Annotated in this window: 29 protein-coding genes; 7 read left to right on the top strand and 22 right to left on the bottom strand. The window is 72.2% G+C overall.

Features of this window, described 5'->3' with window-relative positions; all coding sequences use genetic code 11:
- Positions 1-75 precede the first annotated feature (75 nt).
- From J2Z33_RS12770 to folK, 12 genes are all read right to left on the bottom strand, one after another.
- Positions 76-414 carry a DUF1491 family protein gene (locus tag J2Z33_RS12770; protein ID WP_209841632.1) on the bottom strand — a complete coding sequence of 113 codons (339 nt, stop codon included), beginning with the start codon at positions 412-414 and terminating at the stop codon, positions 76-78.
- Positions 415-479: 65 nt separating this feature from the next.
- Positions 480-1,430, bottom strand: coding sequence for a GTPase Era (gene era, locus J2Z33_RS12765; protein ID WP_342454180.1), 951 nt, complete (start codon positions 1,428-1,430; stop codon positions 480-482).
- A gap of 5 nt (positions 1,431-1,435) precedes the next feature.
- On the bottom strand, positions 1,436-2,110 hold the full coding sequence (rnc, locus tag J2Z33_RS12760) for a ribonuclease III (RefSeq protein ID WP_209841628.1): 675 nt from the start codon (positions 2,108-2,110) through the stop codon (positions 1,436-1,438).
- Entirely contained in the window at positions 2,107-3,162 is a 1,056-nt protein-coding gene (gene lepB / locus J2Z33_RS12755) for a signal peptidase I (protein WP_209841626.1), read from the bottom strand. The genes rnc and lepB (J2Z33_RS12755) overlap by 4 nt, the downstream gene beginning before the upstream one ends.
- 11 nt (positions 3,163-3,173) lie before the next feature.
- A complete protein-coding gene (lepB, locus tag J2Z33_RS12750) occupies positions 3,174-4,085 on the bottom strand; it encodes a signal peptidase I (protein ID WP_209841624.1) in 912 nt (303 codons plus the stop codon).
- Between the two features lie 92 nt (positions 4,086-4,177).
- On the bottom strand, positions 4,178-4,585 hold the full coding sequence (gene acpS, locus J2Z33_RS12745; RefSeq protein ID WP_209841622.1) for a holo-ACP synthase: 408 nt from the start codon (positions 4,583-4,585) through the stop codon (positions 4,178-4,180).
- Positions 4,582-5,385: a hypothetical protein gene (locus tag J2Z33_RS12740; RefSeq protein WP_209841620.1), complete on the bottom strand. Its 804-nt coding sequence runs from the start codon at positions 5,383-5,385 to the stop codon at positions 4,582-4,584. The genes acpS and J2Z33_RS12740 overlap by 4 nt, the downstream gene beginning before the upstream one ends.
- A gap of 56 nt (positions 5,386-5,441) precedes the next feature.
- Positions 5,442-6,191, bottom strand: a complete 750-nt coding sequence (locus J2Z33_RS12735; RefSeq protein WP_209841618.1) for a pyridoxine 5'-phosphate synthase — start codon at positions 6,189-6,191, stop codon at positions 5,442-5,444.
- Between the two features lie 28 nt (positions 6,192-6,219).
- Complete coding sequence (locus J2Z33_RS12730; RefSeq protein ID WP_209841616.1) at positions 6,220-6,864, bottom strand: DUF2062 domain-containing protein; 645 nt, start codon at positions 6,862-6,864, stop codon at positions 6,220-6,222.
- A 12-nt stretch (positions 6,865-6,876) separates the two neighbouring features.
- On the bottom strand, positions 6,877-9,036 hold the full coding sequence (locus J2Z33_RS12725) for a RelA/SpoT family protein (RefSeq protein ID WP_245218828.1): 2,160 nt from the start codon (positions 9,034-9,036) through the stop codon (positions 6,877-6,879).
- Positions 9,037-9,091: 55 nt separating this feature from the next.
- Positions 9,092-9,445 (bottom strand): DNA-directed RNA polymerase subunit omega, encoded by a 354-nt coding sequence (gene rpoZ / locus J2Z33_RS12720; protein WP_209841614.1) that lies wholly within the window; start codon positions 9,443-9,445, stop codon positions 9,092-9,094.
- 114 nt (positions 9,446-9,559) lie between these two features.
- Positions 9,560-10,126, bottom strand: a complete 567-nt coding sequence (gene folK, locus J2Z33_RS12715; protein WP_342454179.1) for a 2-amino-4-hydroxy-6-hydroxymethyldihydropteridine diphosphokinase — start codon at positions 10,124-10,126, stop codon at positions 9,560-9,562.
- Between the two features lie 102 nt (positions 10,127-10,228).
- Here folK and J2Z33_RS12710 point away from each other — a divergent pair, with 102 nt between their 5' ends.
- From J2Z33_RS12710 to rnhA, 5 genes are all read left to right on the top strand, one after another.
- Positions 10,229-10,849: a LabA-like NYN domain-containing protein gene (locus J2Z33_RS12710; RefSeq protein WP_209841610.1), complete on the top strand. Its 621-nt coding sequence runs from the start codon at positions 10,229-10,231 to the stop codon at positions 10,847-10,849.
- Entirely contained in the window at positions 10,846-11,796 is a 951-nt protein-coding gene (ispH, locus tag J2Z33_RS12705; protein ID WP_209841608.1) for a 4-hydroxy-3-methylbut-2-enyl diphosphate reductase, read from the top strand. Before J2Z33_RS12710 ends, ispH begins: the two co-directional genes overlap by 4 nt.
- Before the next feature lie 13 nt (positions 11,797-11,809).
- On the top strand, positions 11,810-12,244 hold the full coding sequence (locus J2Z33_RS12700; protein WP_209841606.1) for a DUF3429 domain-containing protein: 435 nt from the start codon (positions 11,810-11,812) through the stop codon (positions 12,242-12,244).
- A 108-nt stretch (positions 12,245-12,352) separates the two neighbouring features.
- Positions 12,353-12,616: a hypothetical protein gene (locus J2Z33_RS12695; protein WP_209841604.1), complete on the top strand. Its 264-nt coding sequence runs from the start codon at positions 12,353-12,355 to the stop codon at positions 12,614-12,616.
- Positions 12,617-12,682: 66 nt separating this feature from the next.
- Positions 12,683-13,153 (top strand): ribonuclease HI, encoded by a 471-nt coding sequence (rnhA, locus tag J2Z33_RS12690; RefSeq protein ID WP_209841602.1) that lies wholly within the window; start codon positions 12,683-12,685, stop codon positions 13,151-13,153.
- A 172-nt stretch (positions 13,154-13,325) separates the two neighbouring features.
- Here the strand turns inward: rnhA and fmt are convergent, their stop codons facing one another.
- The 4 genes from fmt to def (J2Z33_RS12670) are packed head-to-tail and all read right to left on the bottom strand — an operon-like array spanning position 13,326 to position 15,719.
- Positions 13,326-14,225: a methionyl-tRNA formyltransferase gene (fmt, locus tag J2Z33_RS12685; protein WP_209841600.1), complete on the bottom strand. Its 900-nt coding sequence runs from the start codon at positions 14,223-14,225 to the stop codon at positions 13,326-13,328.
- Positions 14,222-14,710, bottom strand: a complete 489-nt coding sequence (gene def, locus J2Z33_RS12680; RefSeq protein ID WP_209841599.1) for a peptide deformylase — start codon at positions 14,708-14,710, stop codon at positions 14,222-14,224. Before def (J2Z33_RS12680) ends, fmt begins: the two co-directional genes overlap by 4 nt.
- Complete coding sequence (def, locus tag J2Z33_RS12675; protein ID WP_342454178.1) at positions 14,707-15,168, bottom strand: peptide deformylase; 462 nt, start codon at positions 15,166-15,168, stop codon at positions 14,707-14,709. Before def (J2Z33_RS12675) ends, def (J2Z33_RS12680) begins: the two co-directional genes overlap by 4 nt.
- Complete coding sequence (gene def / locus J2Z33_RS12670) at positions 15,165-15,719, bottom strand: peptide deformylase (protein ID WP_209841598.1); 555 nt, start codon at positions 15,717-15,719, stop codon at positions 15,165-15,167. Before def (J2Z33_RS12670) ends, def (J2Z33_RS12675) begins: the two co-directional genes overlap by 4 nt.
- Before the next feature lie 98 nt (positions 15,720-15,817).
- On the opposite strand from def (J2Z33_RS12670), the gene J2Z33_RS12665 reads away from it, so the two are divergent.
- Both J2Z33_RS12665 and J2Z33_RS12660 read left to right on the top strand, forming a co-directional pair.
- Positions 15,818-16,987 carry a MalY/PatB family protein gene (locus J2Z33_RS12665; RefSeq protein WP_209841597.1) on the top strand — a complete coding sequence of 390 codons (1,170 nt, stop codon included), beginning with the start codon at positions 15,818-15,820 and terminating at the stop codon, positions 16,985-16,987.
- Positions 16,984-17,211: a hypothetical protein gene (locus J2Z33_RS12660; protein ID WP_209841596.1), complete on the top strand. Its 228-nt coding sequence runs from the start codon at positions 16,984-16,986 to the stop codon at positions 17,209-17,211. The genes J2Z33_RS12665 and J2Z33_RS12660 overlap by 4 nt, the downstream gene beginning before the upstream one ends.
- 69 nt (positions 17,212-17,280) lie before the next feature.
- Here J2Z33_RS12660 and J2Z33_RS12655 read toward each other — a convergent pair whose 3' ends face one another.
- The 6 genes from J2Z33_RS12655 to J2Z33_RS12630 all read right to left on the bottom strand — a co-directional run bounded on the left by J2Z33_RS12655 (position 17,281) and on the right by J2Z33_RS12630 (position 22,829).
- Complete coding sequence (locus J2Z33_RS12655; protein WP_209841595.1) at positions 17,281-17,637, bottom strand: hypothetical protein; 357 nt, start codon at positions 17,635-17,637, stop codon at positions 17,281-17,283.
- Positions 17,638-17,724: 87 nt separating this feature from the next.
- Entirely contained in the window at positions 17,725-18,498 is a 774-nt protein-coding gene (cobM, locus tag J2Z33_RS12650) for a precorrin-4 C(11)-methyltransferase (protein ID WP_209841594.1), read from the bottom strand.
- Positions 18,495-20,279, bottom strand: a complete 1,785-nt coding sequence (gene cobJ / locus J2Z33_RS12645; protein ID WP_209841592.1) for a precorrin-3B C(17)-methyltransferase — start codon at positions 20,277-20,279, stop codon at positions 18,495-18,497. Before cobJ ends, cobM begins: the two co-directional genes overlap by 4 nt.
- Entirely contained in the window at positions 20,270-20,986 is a 717-nt protein-coding gene (gene cobI / locus J2Z33_RS12640; protein WP_209841752.1) for a precorrin-2 C(20)-methyltransferase, read from the bottom strand. Before cobI ends, cobJ begins: the two co-directional genes overlap by 10 nt.
- A gap of 26 nt (positions 20,987-21,012) precedes the next feature.
- Entirely contained in the window at positions 21,013-22,203 is a 1,191-nt protein-coding gene (gene cbiE, locus J2Z33_RS12635; RefSeq protein ID WP_209841590.1) for a precorrin-6y C5,15-methyltransferase (decarboxylating) subunit CbiE, read from the bottom strand.
- Positions 22,203-22,829 carry a precorrin-8X methylmutase gene (locus tag J2Z33_RS12630; protein WP_209841588.1) on the bottom strand — a complete coding sequence of 209 codons (627 nt, stop codon included), beginning with the start codon at positions 22,827-22,829 and terminating at the stop codon, positions 22,203-22,205. The genes cbiE and J2Z33_RS12630 overlap by 1 nt, the downstream gene beginning before the upstream one ends.
- Between the last annotated feature and the right edge of the window lie 31 nt (positions 22,830-22,860).

Genomic DNA, 22,860 nt, shown 5'->3' with positions numbered 1-22,860 from the left:
GCCTGTCCGCTCCGGCCTGTCAACTTGGCCCCGATACGCCGGGGTGAAGCGCCGCAGGCGCGAGGGGCGGCACCCCTAGTCCAACCCCTCGTCCCCCAGCAGGTGCCGCCCCTGCCGGTCCTCCACCTCGATGACCCAGAGATCCGGGTCGAATCGCCGGGCGCGGGCGATGGCGGCGTCGACCTCGGCCTCCTCGCCCTCGGCCAGCACCATCCAGGCCCGCGCCCCGGTCATGGGATCGAAGCTCCGCTGGAAGGCCCTCGCGCGGCCGTCGAGCGTCGCGGCCTTCACCAGAACCGCGCCCGCCGTGTCGTCGCCGCGCCGGACGACGAAGGCGGGGATGTCCTCGACCCGCAGCCGCGCGAGGTAGGCCGCGACCCAGATCCCGGCGCGGAGCCTCGGCTCAGGCGTCATGGCCGCGCCGCCCGAAGGCAGGCCGGTCAGGCCCCGTCACGGTCGGCCCGGCGGGGCGCGGGCCTCTACGCCCCGTCACGGAAGTCGAGCCCCATCTCGCCATACCGCTCGGGGTCCTCCAGCCAGTTCTCCTTGACCTTAACGGTCAGGAACAGGTGGACGCGGCGGCCCATGAAGGCCTCCATCTCGGCCCGTGCCGCCTGGCCCACGGCCTTGATCGTCTCGCCGCCCTTGCCCAGCACGATGCCCCGGTGCCCCTCGCGCGCGACATACACGATCTGGTCCACCTTGGCCGAGCCGTCCTTGCGCTCCTCCCAGGCCTCGGTCTCGACCGTCAGCTCGTAGGGAAGCTCCTGGTGGAGCCGCAGCGTCAGCTTCTCGCGCGTCATCTCGGCGGCGATCATCCGCATCGGCAGGTCGGCGAGCTGGTCCTCGGGATAGAGCCACGGCCCCTCGGGCAGCATCGACGCCAGCCAGCCCTTCAGGTCCTCCGTCCCGTAGCCCCGCTCGGCCGAGATCATGAAGGTCCGCTCGAAGGGGAAGGCGGCGTTCATCTCCTGCGAGAGCGCCAGCAGCGTCTCGGCCTTCACCCGGTCGATCTTGTTGATGGCGAGCGCCACGGGCCGGTCGCCCACGCGGTCGCGCAAGGTTTCGAGGATCGCGTCCACGCCCGGCGTCCGGCCCCGGTGCGCCTCGATCAGCAGAACCACCACGTCGGCGTCGGCCGCGCCGCCCCAGGCGGCGGCCACCATCGCGCGGTCGAGCCGCCGGCGCGGGCGGAACAGCCCCGGCGTGTCCACGAAGACGATCTGCGCCTGCCCCGCCATCGCCACGCCCCGGATGCGGGCGCGGGTCGTCTGGACCTTGTGGGTCACGATCGACACCTTCGCGCCGACCATGCGGTTCAGCAGCGTGGACTTGCCCGCGTTGGGCTCCCCGATCAACGCCACGAAGCCCGCGCGGGTCGGTCCCGCCTCCGTCGCCGCGCCGCCGACCGGTCCTTGATCCTCGTCCACGTCCCTCATCCTTCCAATCGTCCCAACAATGCCGCCGCCGCCGCGTGCTCCGCCACGCGCTTGGTCGCCGCCTCGGCGCGCTCCACCTCGCCGGTGGACAGCCGCGCCTCGATCACGAAGCGCGGCGCGTGGTCCGGCCCCTCGCGGCTCACCAGCACGTAGTCCGGTGGCGTCATCCCGCGAGCCTGCGCCCATTCCTGCAGCGCGCTCTTGGCGTCGCGGGCGTCCTCGGGCGCCGCCGCGATCCGCCCGGCCCAGAGCCGGAGGATCATCCTGCGGGCCGCATCGAGCCCCGCGTCGAGGTAGACGGCGGCGATGACCGCCTCCATCGCGTCGGCGAGGACCGCCTCCTTCCGACGCCCGCCACCCAGCATCTCGGAGCGGCCGAGCTTTAGCCCGGCGCCAAGATCGACCTGCCGCGCCACCTCGGCGCAGGTCTCGCGCCGGACCAGCGTGTTGAAGCGCGGTGCGATGCGCCCCTCGTCCGCCCTGGGGTCGGCTTCGAGCAGCGCCTCGGCGATGACGAGGCCCAGCACGCGGTCGCCCAGGAACTCCAGCCGCTGATTGTCGGCCTCGCCCCCGTGCGAGCCGTGCGTCAGCGCCCGGATCAGCAGCGAGGGGTCGCGGAACTCGTGCTCGAGCCGCTCCGACAGGGCCTTGAGCGCGCTCGACAGCTTCATCGCACGATCCTTCCCATTCGTCCCCAGCGCCAACCCCGCAGGTCCCAGGGATGCCGCGCGCCAGACGACGCCGCCACCATGTCCACCCGTCCGATCACCCGATCCACCTCCACGAGCCCCGTGCCCCCCGCCGCCGGCGCGAGGCGGCTGTCCCGCGCCGCGTCGCGGTCGTCGCCGAGGATATAGACGAAGCCTTCGGGAACCGCGACCTCCCCCGCCCGGTCGAGCGGGCGCAGCCCGGCGTCGAGCACCGCGTAGTCCGCGCCCCCGGGCAGCATCTCGCGGAATCGCCGTGTCCGGCACTCGGCCCCCAGGCCCACGGTGCCGTTGCCGCAGACCGGCATGACGCCCAGCGGCCCCTGGCGGGCGAAGGGTTCGGCGAGCGCGCCGTCGTCGCGCCGCAGAGCCGCCACGCCGTCGATCACCGGGACGCCGCCCTCGACCGCGACGGCCTGCCCGGCTGTGGCGATCACCCGGCCGAAGCGCGGGGCCTCCTCGCCGGGACGGCGGAAGGCCACCACCGCGCCGGGCAGGGCCGCGCCGCCGCGCCGCACCAGCACGAGGTCGCCGGGCCAGAGCGCGGGCCGCATCCCCTGCGCCGCCACCCCGGCGGCGGTCCAGGCGAGGCTGCCCAGCAGGAGGAGCGCGGCGACCGCGGCCGCGCCGAGGCCCAGGAGCCGCCACGACGCCTCGGCCCGCCGCCGCCGCTGCGAGGAGGGGACGGCGACCAGCAGCGCCAGGAGCCCCCAGCGCGCCCAGGGCAGCGCGAGAGCCCAGGCCCACCAGCCCGACCAGCCCATGTCATTGAGCCGCCGCAGCGCGTGGCCCACCGCCGGGACCAGCAGGAGCGCCAGCGGGATCGTGACCAGCGCCTCGCGCCAGCGGCTCCAGCTTGGGAGGAGGTCGGGCCCCCAATGCCGCAGGGCGGCCAGCGCGCCCACCCCGAGCAGCAGGCCCGCGAAGGCCCCGGGGCGTGTCCGGCCCGTGGGGTCGAGGCCCTGGACAAGGAAGCGGGACGGCGAGAGGGGCTCCGCCGCCGGGCGGAGTGCCATGGGTGCCGTCCCTATTGGATCGCCCTGAAGAAGCGGTCGGCCCGCCAGGTCCAGAAGGCCAGCATGGAGCGCCCGGCCGAGGAGAACATGATGCGGTCGGCCCGGCCCACGAGGTTCTCGAAGGGCACGAAGCCCACGCCCTGCGGCTGCGCGAACCGCGAGTCGGTCGAGTTGTCGCGGTTGTCGCCCATGAAGAAGAAGTGGCCGGCGGGCACGGTGTAGACGCCGGTGCTGTCCTGCGGCAGGTCGCCGATGTCGAGGATGCCGTGCGACACGCCCGTCGACAGGGTGCCGTCCGCCTGCGGCGTGCCGGGCAGCGTCTCGCGCCAGCGGTCGGACAGGCATTCGCCGCCCTCGGGCTGCGCGCCACCGATGCAGGAGGGCCGGAGCCCCTGCGGTCCCTGCGGCTCGTAGGTCTCGCGGAACTGGCCGGCGGGCTCCAGGGCGACGGGCTGGAAGGTGCCCGTGCCGCCCACGTCGATGTTCAGCACGCCGTCCCGCACCTGGATGCGGTCGCCGGGGAGGCCGACCAGCCGCTTGATGAAGTCGGTGCCGTTCACCGGATGGCGGAACACCACCACGTCGCCGCGCTGCGGCTCCCCGCCCCAGATGCGCGTGTTGTCGCCGTCCGCCCAGCCGCAGAGGTCGTCCGCGCCGATGTCGAGCCCAATGACCCCCAGCGGGATCGAGGGGCAGGAGGCGTAGGAGTAGCCATAAGCCATCTTGTTGACGAACAGGAAGTCGCCGATCAGCAGCGTGTCCTTCATGGAGCCCGAGGGAATCCAGAACGGCTGGAAGAACAGCGTGCGGAACACGCCGGCGATCAGAAGCGCCCAGAAGACCGTCTTGACCGTCTCCCAGACGCTCCCGAGCGCGCTCCGCTCCTCCTGCGCCGCCGCGCGGCGGTCCCGTCCGAATGCCATGGCCCAACGCCTCCTTGCGACGGAGGCCTCCTTGACGCCCCCGCCCCCCCAAGTCAACCGGCGCGTCCCCGCCGCTCACGCGGATGCCAGGATCAGCCCCCGGCCAGGGGCCGCGCCTCGATGACGACGAAGGCCTGCGCCCAGGGGTGGTCGTCCGTCAGCGTGACGTGGATCACCGCCTCGTGCCCCGGCGGGGTCATCCCGGCCAGCCGCTCCGCCGCCCAGCCGGTGACGCGCATGACCGGCTGACCGGTGAGCAGGTTCGTCACCGCCATGTCGCGCCAGGATATCCCCATGCGGAGCCCCGTTCCCAGCGCCTTGGAGCAGGCCTCCTTGGCCGCCCAGCGCTTGGCGAGCGTCGCCGCCTCGCCGGGGCGCGAGCGGGCCTTGCCCAGCTCGGTCTGGGTGAAGACGCGATCCCGGAAGCGATCGCCGAAGCGGGCGAGCGTGCCCTCGATCCGCTCGATGTTGCACAGGTCGGTGCCGATGCCGAGGATCATGCCGGCTCCCTGCCGAAGAACCAGCCCTCGATAGACCTGGACGGCGGGAACAGCCAGTCGAGCGACGCGGGCCAGCCCGGATCGGGCACGCTGTCCGGCCAGGTCTCCTTCATCGAAGTCCAGACCTTGGCCGGGCTGCTTGCGGCCGCGGCCCAGACCTCGTCCGCCGTGGGCACGGGAAGGCCGCAGACCTCTCGCGGGTCGATCTCCCGATCCGGGTTGAAGACGCGGTCGAGCGCGATCAGGTCCTCCACCGTGTCGCAGGTGGACTTGACCTCGTAGGCTGTGGTCGCGGCGATCACGGCGACCCCCAGGACCGGCAGCGCCTCGCCGGCCATGGAGCCGATGTTGGCGGCCTGCACCCGGACCGAGCGGGCGACGATCCGGTCCACGGCGCCGCGCACCGCCGCGCCACGGGAGCGGAGCGCCGCGATCTCGTCGGCCTGCGCCGCTGCCCGCCGGTTCAGGCCGGCCATGTCGTCGGCGTGGCTCCGCCGCAGCCCGTCGAGCTCCGCCCGGTGGCGGCGCTCCAAGGCCGCGAACTCGTCGGCCTGCGCCTCGCGGAGGCCAGCCAGCTCCGCCCGGCGGAGCCCCTCGATCCGGGCGGCCGCGCTTCGCCCCGGAAGCACCGCCTCCACCGCCTCGGACACCGCCGCCAGCAGGACCGGGGACAGCGCCGTCGCCAGGGAGGCCAGCGTCGTGCCGAGGAGGAAGGCCAGGACCGCCATGGCCCAAGCGGTCCGCAGGACAAGCCGCGGGAGCCGGCGGGCAATCCAGAGGAGGACGGCGAAGGGCCTCATCCGAGGGCGGTCCCGGCCGGGTCCAGGGGCGAGCGCGAGCGCCATCCGCCCCGTCCTCAGCCGAGCCCGCGCGCCGCGTCCATGCGGCGGCGCATCTCGGCGATGGCCGGGGCGAGGCCCTGCATGATCGCCTCGCCGATCAGGAAATGCCCGATGTTCAGCTCCCGCATCTCGGGGATCGCGGCGATGGGGGCGACCGTCTCGTAGGTGAGGCCGTGGCCGGCATGGACCTCCAGCCCGAGCGCCGCCGCCTGCTTGGCCGCCGCCGCGATGCGGTCCAGCTCGGCGTTCCGCTCCTCGGGCCTCCCCTCATGGTGGGCGTCGCAATAAGTCCCTGTGTGGATCTCGACCACCACCGCGCCGACGCGGGCGGCGGCGTCCACCTGGGCCGGGTCCGCGCCGATGAACAGCGACACGCGCGAGCCCGCGTCGCGCAGGGGGGCGATGAAGCGGGCGATGCGGTCCTCGGATCCCGCCACGTCGAGCCCTCCTTCCGTCGTGCGCTCCTCCCGCCGCTCGGGCACGACGCAGATCGCGTGGGGGCGGTGGAGGAGCGCGATGGCCTGCATCTCTTCGGTGGCGGCCATCTCAAAGTTGAGAGGCTTACTCAGCGCCTCAATCAGCCGCTCGATGTCGCGGTCCGAGATGTGGCGGCGATCCTCGCGCAGGTGCGCGGTGATGCCGTCGGCGCCCGCGCCCTCCGCGACCAGCGCCGCGCGCACCGGGTCGGGAAAGGCCGTTCCCCGCGCGTTCCTGACGGTCGCCACATGGTCGATGTTGACCCCGAGCCTCAGCCGTTCGCTCATCGCATCCCCCGTTCGAGTCGGGGCCACCCTAGCGCCCCGGCCCGCCCGCGCCAGGGGGCTTGCGGAGCTGCGCGAGCTTCTCCTCCAGCACCTTGCGCCGTCCCGCCTGATAGGCGCCGACCAGCCGCACGGTGATCCAGTAGAAGACCAGCGCGACCACGAGCCCCGGCCCGATCCCACCCACGAGGTAGGGCAGGAACACCGCCCGCAGGAAGACGCGGAGGTGGTCCCATTCCATCCGTTCAGGCGAGAAAACGGACCAAATGTTGTGCCAGAGGTCCCGGCCCGCCTGGCTGAACTGGTGTCCGAGCTCGCGCATGAGGTCGGCGTCCGGGGGATGGCCCAGCATCCAGGTGCCCAAGCCCATCGCCAGGGCGCTGATGGGCACAAGCGTCAGGAAGTTGTTGACGAAAGTCCCGATCATCGACGCCAGCAGGTTGCCACGGATCAGCTTGGCGATCAGCAGCCCGCCGAGGAAGTGGAACCCGTACAGAGGCGTGAAGCTGATGAACACGCCCGCCGCCATGCCGCGCCCGATCTTCTCGGGGCTGTCGGGCAGGCGGCGAAGGCGGTGCTTGATGTATTCGATCGCCCGCATCCAGCCGCCGCGCGGATAGACGGCCTCGGCCGCCATGCGCCAGGGGGACCGCCGGTCGCGCCGCCGGAAGACCACCGCCGCGCCGCCTCAGCCGCGCGGCGGCGTCATCGTCGCCCGCCGGGGGTCGCGGTGGCGGGCAACGGCGGAGACGTTGGTCTCGGCCTCCAGCGCGGTCATCACGCGGTGCAGGTGCTCGGCGTTCCGCAGGTCCACGTCCACCAGCAGGCGGTAATAATCGGGCTTCCGGTCGGTGAACTGGAGGTCCGAGATGTTGGCCGACTGCTCCCCGATCAGGGTGCAGATGCGCCCGAGCACGCCGGGACCGTTGGAGATGGTCAGCTCCAGCGTCACGGTGTTGACCGCGCGGTGGTTCCCCTCCTGCCAGCGCAGGTCGAGCCAGCGGTCCGGCTGCTCCTCGTAGTCCACCAGCGCCGGGCAATCGATGGCGTGGACGACGACGCCTTGTCCCCGGTGGGTGATGCCGACGATCCGCTCGCCCGGAACCGGCTGGCAGCAGAGCGCGCGGCGATAGGCCTGCCCCGGCTCCAGGCCGACGACGGCCTTCTTCTCGTCCACCTCCTCGCCGGGGCGGCGGGCGAGGTCGGGGTAGAGCACGCGCACCACCTCGCGCGCCGTCATCTCGGCCGAGCCGAGGCGGGCGAGGAGATCGTCCTCGTCGTCCAGCCCCAGCGCCTTGGCGGCGGTCCGCAGCGCCTTGTCGGTGGCCTTCTTGCCCACGTTCTCGAAGGCGACGCGGGCCAGTTCCGCGCCGAGCTTGATGAACCTCTCCCGGTCCTCCTCGCGCAGCGCCCGCCGGATGGCCGACTTCGCGCGACCCGTGACGGCGATGCCGATCCAGCTCGCCTGCGGGGTCTGACCCTCGGCGGTGATGATCTCGACCATCTGGCCGTTCCGCAGCCGCGAGTAGAGCGGCACCCGCACCCCGTCCACCTTGGCCCCCACGCAGGCCGAGCCGATGCGGGTGTGGATCGCATAGGCGAAGTCGATGGGCGTCGCGCCCTTGGGCAAGGGGATGACGTGGCCCTTGGGCGTGAAGCAGAACACCTGGTCCTGGTACATCTCCAGCTTCACGGCCTCGAGGAACTCGTCGTGGTCCTCGCCGCCCTCGAACCGCTCGGTCATCTGGGCGATCCAGCGCACCGGATCGACGGCGAAGCGGTTCTCGGACCTGACGCCATCCCTGTAGGACCAGTGCGCGGCCACGCCCGACTCGGCGACCTCGTGCATCTCCTGGGTGCGAATCTGGATCTCGACCTGCTTGCCGTCGCGGCCCGACACCATGGTGTGGATGGAGCGGTAGCCGTTCGACTTGGGCTGGCTGACGTAGTCCTTGAAGCGCCCCGGCACCGCGCGCCACTTCTGGTGGATGACGCCCAGGATGCGATAGCAGTCGGCCGCCGTGCCGCAGATGATCCGGAACCCGTAGATGTCCGACAGCCGCGAGAAGGCCTGGTCCTTGGTTTGCAGCTTGCGCCAGATCGAATAGGGCTTCTTCGCGCGACCCGTCACGCTGGCGGCGATCCCCTCGCGCGCCAGCAACTCGCGGATGTCCTCCACGATCTTGTTGATGACGGTGTCGGCCTCGTCCTGCAAGGTCAGGAAGCGACGGATCACCGATTGCCGCGCTTCGGGCATGAGAACCTTGAAGGAGAGATCCTCCAGTTCCTCGCGCATCCACTGCATCCCCATGCGCCCGGCAAGAGGCGCATAGATGTCCATGGTCTCCCGAGCCTTCTGGGCCTGCTTCTCGGGCGGCATGGACTTGATCGTCCGCATGTTGTGCAGACGGTCGGCGAGCTTGACCAACGTCACCCGCAGGTCGCGGCTCGTGGCCATGAACAGCTTGCGGAAGTTCTCGGCCTGGCGCGTCTCGTCCGACCGGATCTGCATCTTGGTCAGGTTGGTGACGCCCTCGACCAGTTCGGCGATCTCGGGGCCGAACTCGGCCTCCACGGTCGCGCGCGAGGCCTTGGTGTCCTCCACCGTGTCATGCAGCAGCGCCGTCACGATGGTGGCATCGTCCATCTGCTGCTCGGCCAGGATGCGGGCCACGGCGATGGGATGGGTGAAGTAGGGCTCGCCGCTCTTGCGGGTCTGCCCCTCGTGCATCTTCTCGCCGAAGACCCAGGCGCGGCGGATCAGCGCCTCGTTGGAGCGGGGGTTGTAGCGCTTGACGAGCGCCACGAGGTCGTCGGGCGTGGCGATCGTCGCCGCGCCCGGTGCCATTGCGAAAGCCTGATCCTGCATCTTGTCCCCCCGCCGCGCGCCGGGACCCGAAAGGTCAGCGCTGGCCCTGCGCCTCCATCAGCGCGCGGAGCATCCGTTCCTCGTCCATGTCGTTCTGCACGGGCCGGTCCATCTCCGCGCCCATGAGGAGGGCCATGGTGTCCTCCTCGGGCTCGTCCACCTCGATCTGGGTCTGGTGGGCGGCAATCATCCGCTCGCGCAGGTCCTCGGCCTGCTGGGTCTCCTCGGCGATCTCGCGCAGCGCGACGACGGGGTTCTTATCGTTGTCGCGGGCTATGGTCAGCGGCGAGCCCGAGGCCAGCTCGCGCGCGCGGTGGGCGGCGAGCATCACGAGCTCGAAGCGGTTGGGAACCTTGTCGACGCAATCCTCGACGGTCACGCGGGCCATTGAGCACACTCCCGAAATGGCGATGGGCCGGGCGCACGGATACGTCCGGCGGTCCGGCCTCGGAAGCCCCCTAGCTAGACAGTCGCGCGCCGGTTGACAAGCACGAATCAGCCCCTAGCCGCCGGGCAGGGGCTCCATCCCCTCCAACGCAGCGGAAGGCAGCGCCGTCAGCATCTCCCGCACCGTGCGCCCAATCAAGGGGTGCCGCCAGTCGGGCGCGATCTCGGCCAGCGGCACGAGCACGAAACCGCGATCCTGCATCCGGGGATGCGGCAGGACGAGGCGGTCGGGAGCCTCCCGGCCCTGCCGCTCGGGCGGCAGGTCGCGCCAGAGCGCCTGCGTGACTGCCTCGGGCCGCACCGCGTCGCCCCAGGCGATCAGGTCGAGATCCAGGGTCCGCGCGCCCCAGCGCACGTCTCGGGTGCGGCCGAACGTCGCCTCGATGCGATGGAGCCCGGCCAGTAGCTCCTCGGGCCGCAGCTCCGTCTCAAGCGCGGCGGCAGCATTGACGTAGCTCGGCCCGCCCGGCGGCCAAGACGGACTTTGCCAGAGCCGACTTGGCCTTACCGCCCGGCCCAGCTTGCCCAGGGCCGCCAGCGCCCCCGCCACCGCTTCGACCGGGCCGCCCCGGTCCGAAGTCAGGTTGGCCCCCAGCGCCACCAAGGCCTGCACAAAGGTCACACCGCCCCTCCCTTGCGTCGCGCGCGCGCCTCCATATCTTGGCTCCATTCACGCCGCCCGCTTCGGTGAGGCCGGCTCCGGCGCATTACCGAAAGGCATTCCATGTTCTACCGCGACGACCGTCTGGCGCTCTTCATCGACGGCTCCAACCTCTACGCCGCAGCCAAGGCCCTGGGCTTCGACATCGACTACAAGCTCCTGCGGTCCGAGTTCATGCGCCGGGGCAAGCTCGTCCGCGCCTTCTACTACACCGCGCTGCTGGAGAACGAGGAATATTCGCCCATCCGGCCGCTGGTGGACTGGCTGAACTACAACGGCTTCACGATGCGGACCAAGCCCGCCAAGGAATACACCGACTCGCTCGGCCGCCGGAAGGTCAAGGGCAACATGGACGTGGAGCTCTGCGTGGATGCGTTGGAACTCGCGCCGCACGTGGACCACGTGGTGCTCTTCTCCGGCGACGGCGACTTCAAGCCGCTGGTCGAGGCCCTTCAACGCAAGGGCGTGCGCGTCTCGGTCTGCTCCACCATCCGCAGCCAGCCGCCGATGATCTCGGACGAGTTGCGCCGGCAGGCCGACAACTTCATCGACCTGGAGGACCTGCGCGAGGTCGTGGGACGTCCCCCGCGCGAGCCACGCCCCGAGGCGACCCGGACCCTCGCCCCGCGCGAGCCGGCCGAGACCACCGCCCCCAGCGCCTCCCCTGTCGCCGCCGAGGAATGACCCGGTCCCCGCTCACGCTCCATCTCGCGGCCCCGCGCGGTTTCTGCGCGGGGGTGGATCGCGCCATCCGCATCGTGGAGCTGGCGCTGGAGAAGTGGGGCGCCCCCATCTACGTCCGGCACGAGATCGTCCACAACCGGACCGTGGTGGACGCCCTGCGCGCCAAGGGTGCCGTCTTCGTCGAGGAGGTCCACGAGGCCCCCGCCGATCGGCCCATCGTGTTCTCGGCCCACGGCGTCGCGAGGTCGGTGCCCGAGGAGGCCGCGGCGCGCAACATGATCCAGGTGGACGCCACCTGCCCGCTGGTGACCAAGGTCCACATCGAGGCCGCGCGCCACCACGCGGAGGGGCTGCAACTTGTGATGATCGGCCATACCGGCCACCCGGAGACGGTGGGGACCATGGGTCAGCTCCCGCCCGGCGAGGTGTTGCTGGTCGAGGACGTGGCGGACGTGGCGCGGCTCGAGGTGCGGGACCCGGATCGGCTCGCCTTCGTGACTCAGACGACGCTCTCGGTGGATGACACGGCGGACATCGTGGCGGCGTTGCAGGCGCGCTTCCCCGCGATTAGCGGCCCCGCGCGCGAGGACATCTGCTACGCGACCACCAACCGCCAGATGGCGGTCAAGGCCATGGCCCCTTCCTGCGACGCGATCCTCGTCGTCGGTGCGCCGAACTCCTCCAACTCGCGCCGCCTCGTCGAGGTCGCGCGCAAGGCCGGCTGCCCCTACGCGCAACTGATCCAGACGGCTGCCGAGATCGACTGGCGGGCGCTGGAGGGCGTCCGCTCCCTTGGCCTCACCGCCGGGGCCTCCGCGCCCGAAGAGCTGGTCAATGAGGTGATCGACGCCTGCCGCCTGCGCCACGACGTGACGGTGAGGCCCGTCGTCACCGCCGAAGAGAACATCGAGTTCAAGGTTCCCCGAATCCTGCGGGAGCCGGCGTGACCGGACCGCGCACATGACCGGCATCCCGCGCGCGCCGCTCCTCCTAGGCCTTGCGGGGGTCCTGCCCTTCACCTGGGGCGCGCTGACGGTGCTGGTCCCGGCTTTGGGCGACCTGTCGCTCGACCTGCTGGGGCCGCGCTTCACGGGACGGACGCTGCTCCTTCTCTACGGGACGGTGATCCTCGGCTTCATGTCGGGCGTGATCTGGGGCTTCGCCACCCGCGCGACGGGGCGGCACGCCGCCGTCCTTTACGCCCTCTCCACGCTGCCCGCGCTCTGGGCGGTCTTCTCCGGCTTCTCGACCCTGGCGCTCGCTTTGGGCTTCGCGGCGCTCCTCCTGCTCGACCGCCACGCGCAAGCCGCCGGCCTCGCGCCGCCCTGGTGGCTGCGCCTGCGCCTCCTCTTGACTGCGCTGGTCGTGCTCTGCCTCCTCCCCGGCCTGCCCTGACGTGGCCGAGAGGCCACGGTCGGCCGCGACCACGGTCTGCTTGATGCAGGTCAAGGCTGCGCCCCCGCTCCCGTGCGGAGATGGTCCCGAAGCAACGGGAGACATCCGATGAACCACGGCCACCGCAAGATCCTTCACAGCCTCTTCGCCCACCCGATCCCCTCGAACCTGCACCTCGCCGACGTGGAGCGGGTGCTGCGCGACCTTGGGGCCGAAGTGGGCCATTCGGGCCACGGCCGCTTCACCGCCACGCTGGCGGGGCAGCACATCAGCCTGCACGGCGGCAACCACGGCCTCTCGAAGGACGAGGTGGCGCAGGTCCGCCGCGCCCTGGAGGCCGCCGGCGTCGCTCCCGCCGACTTCCCGGTCTGACCGGATCGGTTGCGCCCCGGCGCGGGGCGGGCTAGGCCACGGGCTCCCCGGACCCAGGAGCCCGCCATGCCCGCCCTCTTCGCCTACACCGACGGCGCCTGCTCCGGGAACCCGGGGCCGGGCGGCTGGGGCGCCCTCCTCATCGCGCGCGAAGGCGATCAGGTCGTCCGCGAGAAGGAGTTGATGGGAGGCGAGCCCCTGACCACCAACAACCGCATGGAGCTTTTGGCCGCCATCAACGCCCTGGAGGCGCTGGAGCGGCCCTCCGTCCTGACCGTCGTCACCGATTCGGCTTACGTGAAGGGCGGCATCACCGAATGGCTGGCGAACTGGAAGCGGCGCGGCTGGCGCACCGCGTCGAACGAGCCCGTCAAGAACGAGGACCTCTGGCGCCGGCTGGAAGAGGCTGCCTCCCGCCACAAGGTGACGTGGCGCTGGATCAAGGGCCACGCCGGCCATGTCGAGAACGAGCGGGCCGACGCCTTGGCCCGCGCCGGCATGGCGCCGTTCAAGCCGAAGCAGGCGAAGGCGTCATAAGACTCCGTGGGACGGGCTTCCGCCCGCCACTGGCGAGACTTGGCGGGCGGAAGCCCGCCCGACACATTGCCCAACTCGTCATGTGCGCTTCAGCGCACCATCACCAGCCAAAGCCTGCTCGTCATGGTGCGCTGAAGCGGACCCTACGAATGAACCGTATTCCCGTGGAGCGTTACCCCAGCCGCGCTCCCGGGTCCCAACCCCGCAGCGCTTCGGCTACGGGCAGCGCCTTGGCCCCGGCACGCTGCACCTCCAGCACCTCCACCGCCCCTTCTCCGCAGGCGACCGTCAGCCCGCCCAGCACCTCGCCCGGCGCACCCGAACGAGCGGCCAGCCGCGAGCGCAGGAGCTTCACCCGTTCCCCTCCGGCTTCGCACCAGGCGCCGGGAACGGGCGACAGCCCCCGGATCAGCCGGTCCACCTCGGCGGCGGGGCGGGTCCAGTCGATCCGCGCCTCGGCCTTGTCGATCTTGCGGGCGTAGGTCACGCCCTCCTCGGGCTGGACCTCCGGTTCCAGCGTCCCCAGCCGAGCCAGCGCCTCCACGACCAGCCGCGCGCCCAGCCCGCTCAGCCGGTCGTGCAGGTCGCCCGTCGTGTCGGTCGGCCCGATCCTCACCGCCTCGCGCAGCAGCACCGGCCCGGTGTCGAGCCCCGCCTCCATCTGCATGATGCAGACGCCGGTCTCGGCGTCCCCTGCCATCACCGCCCGGTGGATCGGCGCGGCTCCCCGCCAGCGCGACAGCAGCGACGCATGGATGTTCAGGCACCCCTGTGCCGGCGCGTCCAGCACCGCCTGCGGCAGGATCAGCCCGTAGGCCACCACCACCGCGACATCGAGCCCCAACGCCACGAACTCCGCCTGCGCCTCGGGCGTCCGCAGACTTGTCGGGTGCCGGACCATCAGCCCCCGCCGCTCCGCCTCCGCCTGCACGGGCGAGGGCCGCGCCTTCTGCCCCCGTCCGGCAGGGCGCGGCGGCTGGCAATAGACGCAGGCGACCTCGTGCCCGGCCTCGATCAGCGCCCGCAGGGGCGCGACCGAGAACTCCGGCGTCCCAAGGAAGGCGATCCTCATCCCTTGCGCGCCTTTCGGATCAGCATGTCGCGCTTCACCCGGCTCAGCCGGTCGAAATACATCCGCCCGGCCAGATGGTCGATCTGGTGCTGAACGCTCGTGGCCCAGAGCCCGACGAAGTCCCGCTCCACCAGCTCGCCTCGTTCGTCCAGGAACCTCACCGTCACCGCGCGCGGACGCCGGATTATCGCCGACACACCGGGCAGGCAAGGCGAGGCCTCCTCGTGCTCCCGGAACTGGCCGCTGGCGTGCAGCACCACCGGGTTCGCCATCCGCACCGCCTGCCCGCGCGCCTCCGAGGCGTCCACGACCGCCAGCGCCAGCCCCACCCCGATCTGCGGCGCGGCGAGGCCAACCCCCGGCATCGCCTCCATGACGTCCACCATCTCGCCCCACAGGGCACGGAGCGGGTCGGTCACATCGTCCACCGGCAGCGCCGGGGTGCGGAGGATCGGGTTCGGCCAAGGCACGATGGCGCGGGTCATGTGGGGACATTCTCCCAGTCGGTGCAAAGGATGCCGTCCAGATGGTCGATCTCGTGCTGCACGCAAGTCGCAGCGAATCCGTCGAACGACCCCTCCCGCGCCGTCCCGTCGATGCCGCGCCAGCGCAAAGCCACCTCGGCGGACCGTGCTACAAAGGAGGTCCGGCCGGGGATCGACAGGCACCCCTCCTCGCGCGTCACCGTCTCGGCCGAGGCCGCTACGATCTCTGGGTTGACGAAGACCTGCGGGGCGGGCGCGCCATCTCTCCAGGCCACGTCCATGACGAAGATCCGCAGCGCCACCCCCACCTGCGGCGCGGCGAGGCCCCGGCCCGGCGCGTCGTACATCGTCGCCAGCATGTCCTCGGCCAGTTCGCGCAAGGCGCCGTCGAAGGTCGCCACCGACGTGCAGACCTCGCGTAGCACCGTGTCGGGCACCTGCCGGATGGAGCGGATCACAGCCGCGCGGCCTCGGGACCCTTCGGCGCGGGCTTGTCGCGGGCGAGGTCGCGCTTCAGCTTCTCCATCTTGCGGGTGATGACCCCCCGCTTGATCGGCCCCAGGTAATCGATGAACAGCTTGCCGTTCAGGTGGTCGATCTCGTGCTGTACGCAGACCGCCCAAAGGCCTGTGAACCGCTCCTGCCGGGGGGTGCCATCGAGGTCGGTCCAGGTCACCTTCACCTCGGCGGGGCGTGTCACCTCGGCGAAGTGCTCGGGGATCGACAGGCATCCCTCCTCGTGCGGGATCTCCTCCTCCGACCGCCAGACCACCTCCGGGTTGACCAGCGCGAGCGGGCGCGGCGTCTCCCTGTCCTTGGCGCAGTCCATGACGATCAGCCGGATCATCTGCCCTACCTGCGGCGCGGCAAGGCCGATGCCCGGCGCGTCGTACATCGTTTCCAGCATGTCCTGGGCGAGCCGGCGCAGGGCGTCGTCGATGGCGACAATGGGCTTGGCCACGGCCTTGAGGCGCGGATCGGGGTGCAGGACGATCGGTCGTATGCTCATGCCCCGGATGTAGGCGAGAGGCCCCGCCCGTGCAACCGCCTGCCCTTGCGGGCGGCGCGGGGGGCTGGCACCCCTGCGCGCGCAGGACGGAGAATCGCATGACCTTCGACGAGCCCATCGACCGCCGCGGCACCCACTGCTCCAAGTGGGACATGATGGAGCCGCTTTACGGCGTCTCGCCCCAGGACGGCCTTGCCATGTGGGTGGCGGACATGGACTTCCGCCCCCCCGCCTGCATCCAGCGCGAGCTGGAGGCGATGGTCGCCCATGGCGTCTACGGCTACTTCGGCGACGACCGCGCCTACCTCGCGGCAATCCGCTGGTGGATGCAAACGCGCCACGGCTGGGACCCTGCGCCCGAGTCGATCCTGACCACCCACGGCCTCGTCAACGGCGTGGGTCTCGCCGTCGATGCCTGGACCGCGCCCGGCGACGCCGTGGTGCTGTTCACCCCCGTCTACCATGCCTTCGCCCGAATCATCCGCGCGGCAGGCCGGACCGTCACCGAATGCCCCCTCGCCCTCGACGGCGACCGCTACGTGATGGATTTTGGCAGCTACGACGCGCTCCTGACGGGGCGCGAGCGCATGATGATTCTCTGCTCCCCCCACAACCCCGGCGGCCGAGTCTGGACGCCCGAGGAGCTGGAGGCAGTCGCCGACTTCGCCAGTCGCTACGACCTCGTGCTGGTGTCGGACGAGATCCACTGCGACCTCGTGATGCCCGGCTACCGGCACACGCCGATGACTCGGATCGGCGGGATCGAGGACCGGCTGGTGATGATGACCGCCACCACCAAGACCTTCAACATCGCCGGCGCGCACATCGGCAACGTCATCGTGCCCGACAAAGGCTTGCGCGCCCCCTTCGCCGCCCGCCTCGGCGCCCTCGGCTTCTCGCCCAATGCCTTCGGGATGCGGATGGCGACCGCGGCCTACTCGCCCGAGGGCGCGGCCTGGGTGGACGATCTCTGCGCCTACCTCGACGGCAACCGCCGCCTCTTCGACGAAGGCGTCAACGCGATCCCCGGCGTCCGCTCCATGCCGCTACAGGCCACCTATCTCGCCTGGGTGGACCTCCGCGCTCTCGGCATGCCCCCCGAGGAGATCGCCCATCGCATCGCCCATGACGCCCGCATCGCCGTCAACGCCGGCCCCAGCTTCGGCACCGGCGGCGAGGGCTGGGTCCGCGTCAACCTCGCCACTCCCCGCGCCGTGGTGGCCGAGGCGGTGGCCCGCCTGCAACGCGCCTTCGGGGACGTGCAATGACGTCGCTCACGGCCAAGATCGACATTTCCGAAAGCTCACCGAGCCTCCGCGCGCTCCGCCTCGTGGAATGCCCCGAGCCCGTGGACGAGGAGGACCTCCGTGCCGCCTGGCAGCTCCTCCAAGACACCGGCGTGGCCGACGCCCTCGCCGGGATGGACCTCGCCTCCCGACACGAGGAGCTTCTCGCCTTGGGGTTCATCACGCAGACGCGGCGATTCCACTGACCGCCGCGCCCGCCGCTCCGAAACCCGGCGCGGCAGGCACAGCCGACGCGCCGGCTCCACCGATGCCTCTCAGAACCCCCTCGGGATCAGCGCCGCCGGCTTGGCCTCCGTCCGTTCGAAGTCGGCGGGCGGCCCATCGCTCACCGGCATCCGCATCTTGAACTCGTAGATCCGCTCCGCCCCGTCCTCCTCCGGCAGGGCGACGATCAGGCAGGACGACAGGTGGCGGGGCCCGTCGTACAGGTCCACGTAGCCCCGCAGCGGAGCGGTGTCCGAAGCCGCCAGCGCGAATCCCCCCTCCCACATCCGCAGGATGCGGTGCACCTTGCCCCCGTCATGGAGGCACAGGCGGTTCGAGCGTCGCGTCGCGGCCGCGCGGGCAGCCTCCAGCCCTTGGCGAACGGCTTCCGGCAAGTCTTCGGTCATCTGGTCGGGACCTCCTTCCCTCGATTCCCAGAATGCCCCAAGCGCCGTTAAGATCAAGTTACCCGAACGGGATATGCCCCGGGATCGTCACTCCGCCGCCCGCGCCTTGGGCCGCAGCACATGCGGCCGCGCCGGATCGTAGAGCGCGCTGTCCGGGAACCCCTCCGCCTCGCCCAGCGCCGGCCCCACCAGGATCAGCGCCGTCCGCGTCACCTTGGCCTCGCGCACCCGCGCATGGACGTCCGCAAGCGTCCCGCGCAGGATCGCCTGATCCGGCCAGCCCACCCGCACGGCCACCACCACCGGGCAGCCCTCCCCGTAGAACGGCACCAGCCGCCGCACGATGTCCCGCAGCGCCCGCACCCCCAGATGGATCGCCAGCGTCGCGCCCGAGGCCGCGAAGGCTTCCAGCGTCTCCCTCTCGGGCATCGACGTGGACTGCATCGACACCCGCGTCAGCACGATGCTCTGCGCCACCCCCGGCACCGTCAGCTCCTGCCCCAAGGCCGCCGCCGCCGCCGCATAGGCCGGCACGCCGGGCGTGATGTCATAAGGGATGCCATCGCGTCGCAGCAGCCGGATCTGTTCGGCGATGGCGCCATAGAGCGACGGGTCCCCCGAATGCACCCGCGCGACGTCCTGCCCCCGCCCGTGCGCCCCCACGATCAGCGCGTGCGTCTCCTCCAGCGTCATCGGCGCGGTGTCCCGGACCAGCGCCCCCTCCGGCGCCCCCGCGACCACCGCCTCCGGCACCAGGCTCCCCGCATAGAGGCACACCGGACACGTCCCGATAAGCCGCTGCGCCTTGAGCGTCAGCAGCTCCGGGTCGCCCGGCCCCGCGCCGATGAAATGCACCGTCATGCCGTCACCATCTTCTTCGCATAGCCCCGCGGCGTGTACAGCCGCGGCCCTTCGCCCCGCTCCACGATCCGGCTCTGCGACGACCCGATCAGCACCACCGTCAGCATGTCCACCTCATCGACCCGCAGCTCGCCCAGCCGCCGATAGGCCAGCCGCTCCCCCGGTCGTCCCAGGTTCGACGCCAGCAGCACCGGCGTATCGGCGGGCCGCTCTGCCAGCAGGATCTCCCGTGCGTCGTTCAGCAGAGTCCGCCGCGTCCGCGAGACGGGGTTGTAGAGCGCCACGACGAAATCCCCCGCCGCCGCCGCCCGCAGCCGCCGCAGGATGTCCTCGCGGGGGGTCAGCAGGTCCGACAGCGACACCGCGCAGAAGTCGTGGCCCAAGGGCGCCCCCGCCCGCGCCGCCGCCGCCTGCAAGGCCGAGATGCCGGGGCTCACCACCACTTCCACCCGCCGCGCGGCGTCCGACACCGCACCGGGCCGATCCAGCAGCTCGAACACCAGCGCCGCCATCGCATAGATGCCCGCGTCGCCCGAGCAGACCAGCGCCACGTCCCGCCCCTCGCCCGCCCGCTCCAGCGCATGGCGGCAGCGATCCTCCTCGCCGCCCAGCGGGAACTCCGCGCGCGGCTTCCCCGCCGCCAGCGGCCCAAGGAGGTCAATATACAATCCGTATCCCACCAGCTCCTCGGCTTCCGCAACAAGCCGGGACACCTCGGGCGTCCGCCACGCCGCCTGCCCCGGCCCGATCCCCACGACCGAGAGCCGCCCCCTCGGCCGCCCCGCCAGCCGGGTGACCGGCGCGGGCGACAGCGCCAGCGCGCAGGTCGCGTTCCCCGTCTTGCGCTTTGCCACGACCAGCCGTCCCTCCGGCCCCGCCAGCGCCAGCGCCGCGCCCTCGGACACGCCGTGGCACCCGACTTCCGCGAAGACCACCTCCGAAGGCGTCAGGAGCCGCCCAGCCTCCGCCTCCAGCTCCGCCGCCCCGAACAGCCGCAGCGGAACGCCCAGCTCCCGCGCCAGCGCCACCACCGCGCCCTCGTCGGCCTTGAGGTCCAGCGTTCCCACCGCTGCCAGCGCCTCGGGCGCGATCCCGGCCTCCTTTAGGACGCTCTGCACCAGGAAAGCCAGCTCGTCCGGCGGGCAACCCCGCGCGGCCCCTACGCCCAGCGCGGCGACCTGCGGCGCGAAGCGCAGGTCCGCCCCCAGCGCCCGCCCCGTCGTGCAGGCGACCGTCACGCCGTCGCCCTCGGGCAGCGCCGCCAGCCACCCGGCCGCCTCCGCCGCCTCGCCCACGACCCGCGCGCCCTCGCCGGCCAGCAGCCGCGCCATGACAGCCCCCGCCTTCTCCGGCTCCGCGAGCCGCCAGCCCTCCGGCGGCTCATCGAGCGCGAGGCCCAAGCCCACGTCCCCCGCGGTGGTCACCGCCGCCGGCACTCCCAGCGCCTCGGCAATCCGGCGGGCGAGCGCGTTTGCCCCCCGGTGCCCGCCCAGCAGCGGCACTACCGCCGACCCGTCCTCCGCCACCGCGACCACTGGGGGCTCCGTCCGCTTGTCCGACAGCAGCGGCGCGACGGCCCGGATCAGGATGCCCGCCGCGCAGACGCCGATCACCGGCATCCCCGCCGCGAACAGCGTCCGCAGGTGGTCGAGCGTGTCGTCAAAGGTCACCTCCGCCTCCACCCGCCCCGCGCGCCCATGCAGCGTCGCGCCCAGCGCCTCCGCCACGCGGGCCGCAACGGGCGTGGGGGTCAGCGCGACCACGACAGGGGTCAAAGCCATGGATCAGCGTCCTTCGTCACGAGGATCAGAGAGAAATACGGCGCCTCGGCCGGCGCTTCCGCAAGGGGCCGCACGACCTCCCCCGCCAGCGTCGCCCGCTCGACATAGGTCGCGCGCCCCGTCAGCCCGAGCCCGTCCAGCAGCGTCCGCACGCGCGGGAAATGTCGCCCGAGCTTCATCAGCGCCACCGTCTCGTGCGCCCGCAGCCCCTCGGCCAGCGCCTCGTCGGGGAGCGTCGCCGGCAGCACCGCGATCCGCCCCTCCCGCGCGCCCAGAGGCAGCCCCGCGACCGCCGCCGCTGCCGAGACCGAGGTCACCCCCGGCACCACCTCCACGGCGAAGCGCCCCGCCAGCCGCGCCTGGAGATACATGAACGACCCGTAGAACATCGGGTCCCCTTCGCAGAGGCACACGACATCCCGCCCGGCCTCCAGATGCGCCGCGATCCGCAGGGCGCCAGTATCATAAGCTGCCTGCGCCGGCTCCCGAGCCGGAATCATGGGGATGTCGATGGCGACCTCCTCCACCCCCTCGCGGATGAACCCCGCCGCGATGGAGCGCGCGAACGACGGCGCCCCCGCCAGCGTCGGATAGGCCAGCACCCGCGCCCCCTCGATGGCCCGCGCGGCCCGCAGCGTCAGCAGGTCCGGCGCCCCCGGCCCCACGCCCACGCCCACGAGCGTCCCTGCCCTCTCAACTTGGCCCAAATACGCATCTTCTCTTTTTCCCTGCGTCACGGCGTCCGAAGGCTCCACTGCATCACCTCCATCGCCGGCCGCCAGCCGGTCAGCCGCCCTACTGGCTCGGCGCGGCTCACCGCGATCCGCACCAGCTCCCCCCCGTGCCGCCGATGCAGCGCCAGCATCACCGCCTCCGCCTCCAGCGTCACCGCGTTCGCCACCAGCCGCCCCCCAGGCCGCAGCGCCGCCCAAACGGCCTCGAACGCTGCCTCCGACAGCCCGCCCCCCAGGAACACCGCGTCCGGCGCGGGCAAACCCTCCAGCGCGGCCGGAGCCTCCCCCGCCACGATCTCCAGCCCCGGCACGCCCAAGGCCAGCGCGTTCGCCGCCGCCAGCGCCCGCCGGTCGGCTCGCGGCTCCACCCCCACCGCCCGCGCCCCCTTGGCCGCCCGCATCCACTCGATCGCGACTGAGCCCGAGCCCAGCCCCACGTCCCACAGCATCTGCCCCGGCAGAGGCACCAGCTTCGCGAGCGTCGCGCTCCGCACCTCGCGCTTGGTCATGGTCCCGTCGGACTCGAACGCCTCGTCCGGCAACCCCGTCCGCCCCAGCACCCGCGCGCCCGGCCCAGGGATGCACTCGACCGCCAGCGTGCAAAGCGCGGGCGTCTCGCCCGACCACCCACCCGCCGTCCCCTCGACCCGAGCCTCTCCCGGCCCGCCCAGATGCGACAGCGCCACGACCCGGCTCGACCCCCAGCCCTGCGCGACCAGCAGCCGCGCCAGTTCCCCCGCCGTCTCCGGCCCGTTCACCAGCACCAGCCACCGCGCGCCCGGCGCGAGATGCGGCAGCACCCGCCCCACCGGCCGCCCATGCGCCGTCAGGCACTCGACCCCGTCCAGCGACCAGCCCATCCGCGCGGCCGCCATCTGGAACGCCCCCGGATGCGGATGCACCGCGACCTCGCCCGGGAACGCCGCAACGATCCGCTCCCCGCCCGAGAACCACAGGGGATCGCCCGTCACCAGCACGACCACCCGCCGCCCACGCAGCCCCTCCAGCACCCCAAGCATCGCGTCCCAGGGCGAGGGCCACGCGATCCGCTCCCCCTCCGCCTTCTCGGTCAGCCGATGGTGCCGCGCGCCACCGACCAGCACCTCGGCCCCCATCACCAGCCCGCGCGCGGCGGGAGCAAGGCCGGCGAGCCCATCCTCGCCCAGCCCGACGACATGCAGCCAAGGCATCACGGCCCCTCGACCCCGAGCGCGTTCACCGCCGCCGCCGCCATGGCCGACCCGCCGCGCCGCCCCTTCAACGCCACGAAGGGCACCCCCCTCGGGTCCGCCGCGATCTCGGCCTTGCTCTCGGCCGCGCCGACGAAGCCCACCGGGAAGGCGAGGATCAGCGCCGGCCGGGGCCACCCGGCGTCCAGCCGCTCCAACAGGTGAAAAAGCGCCGTCGGCGCATTGCCGATGGCGATTACCGCGCCTTCGATCCGCCCCTCCCACAGCTCCACCGCCGCCGCCGACCGCGTGGTGCCGAGCCGGTGCGCCAGTTCCGGCACGCCGGGCTCGTTCAGCGTCACGATCACCTCGTTCCCCACCGGCAGCCGCGACCGGATGATCCCCGCCGCCACCATCTCGCAATCGCAGATCACCGGCGCCCCCGCCCGCAGCGCCGCCCTTCCGACCTCCCCCGCGTCCGCCGAGAAGGCCAGCCTGTCCGCGACCTCGACCATGCCGCAGGCGTGGATCACACGCGTTGCCAGGGGCCGCAGGCTCTCGGGGAACCGCCCTAGCCGCGCCTCGCGCGCCACGGTCGCGAAGCTCTCGGCGTAGATGGCGGCGGGATCCTTGAGGTAGGGGCGCATCGGCAGGGCCTTCGGGATGGGCGGAAAGGGC

Source organism: Rubellimicrobium aerolatum (assembly GCF_017872975.1).
Taxonomy (GTDB): Bacteria; Pseudomonadota; Alphaproteobacteria; order Rhodobacterales; family Rhodobacteraceae; genus Rubellimicrobium; species Rubellimicrobium aerolatum.
Note: the sequence above shows the minus strand (reverse complement) of the source record. Positions and strands in the feature narration are given on the sequence as shown.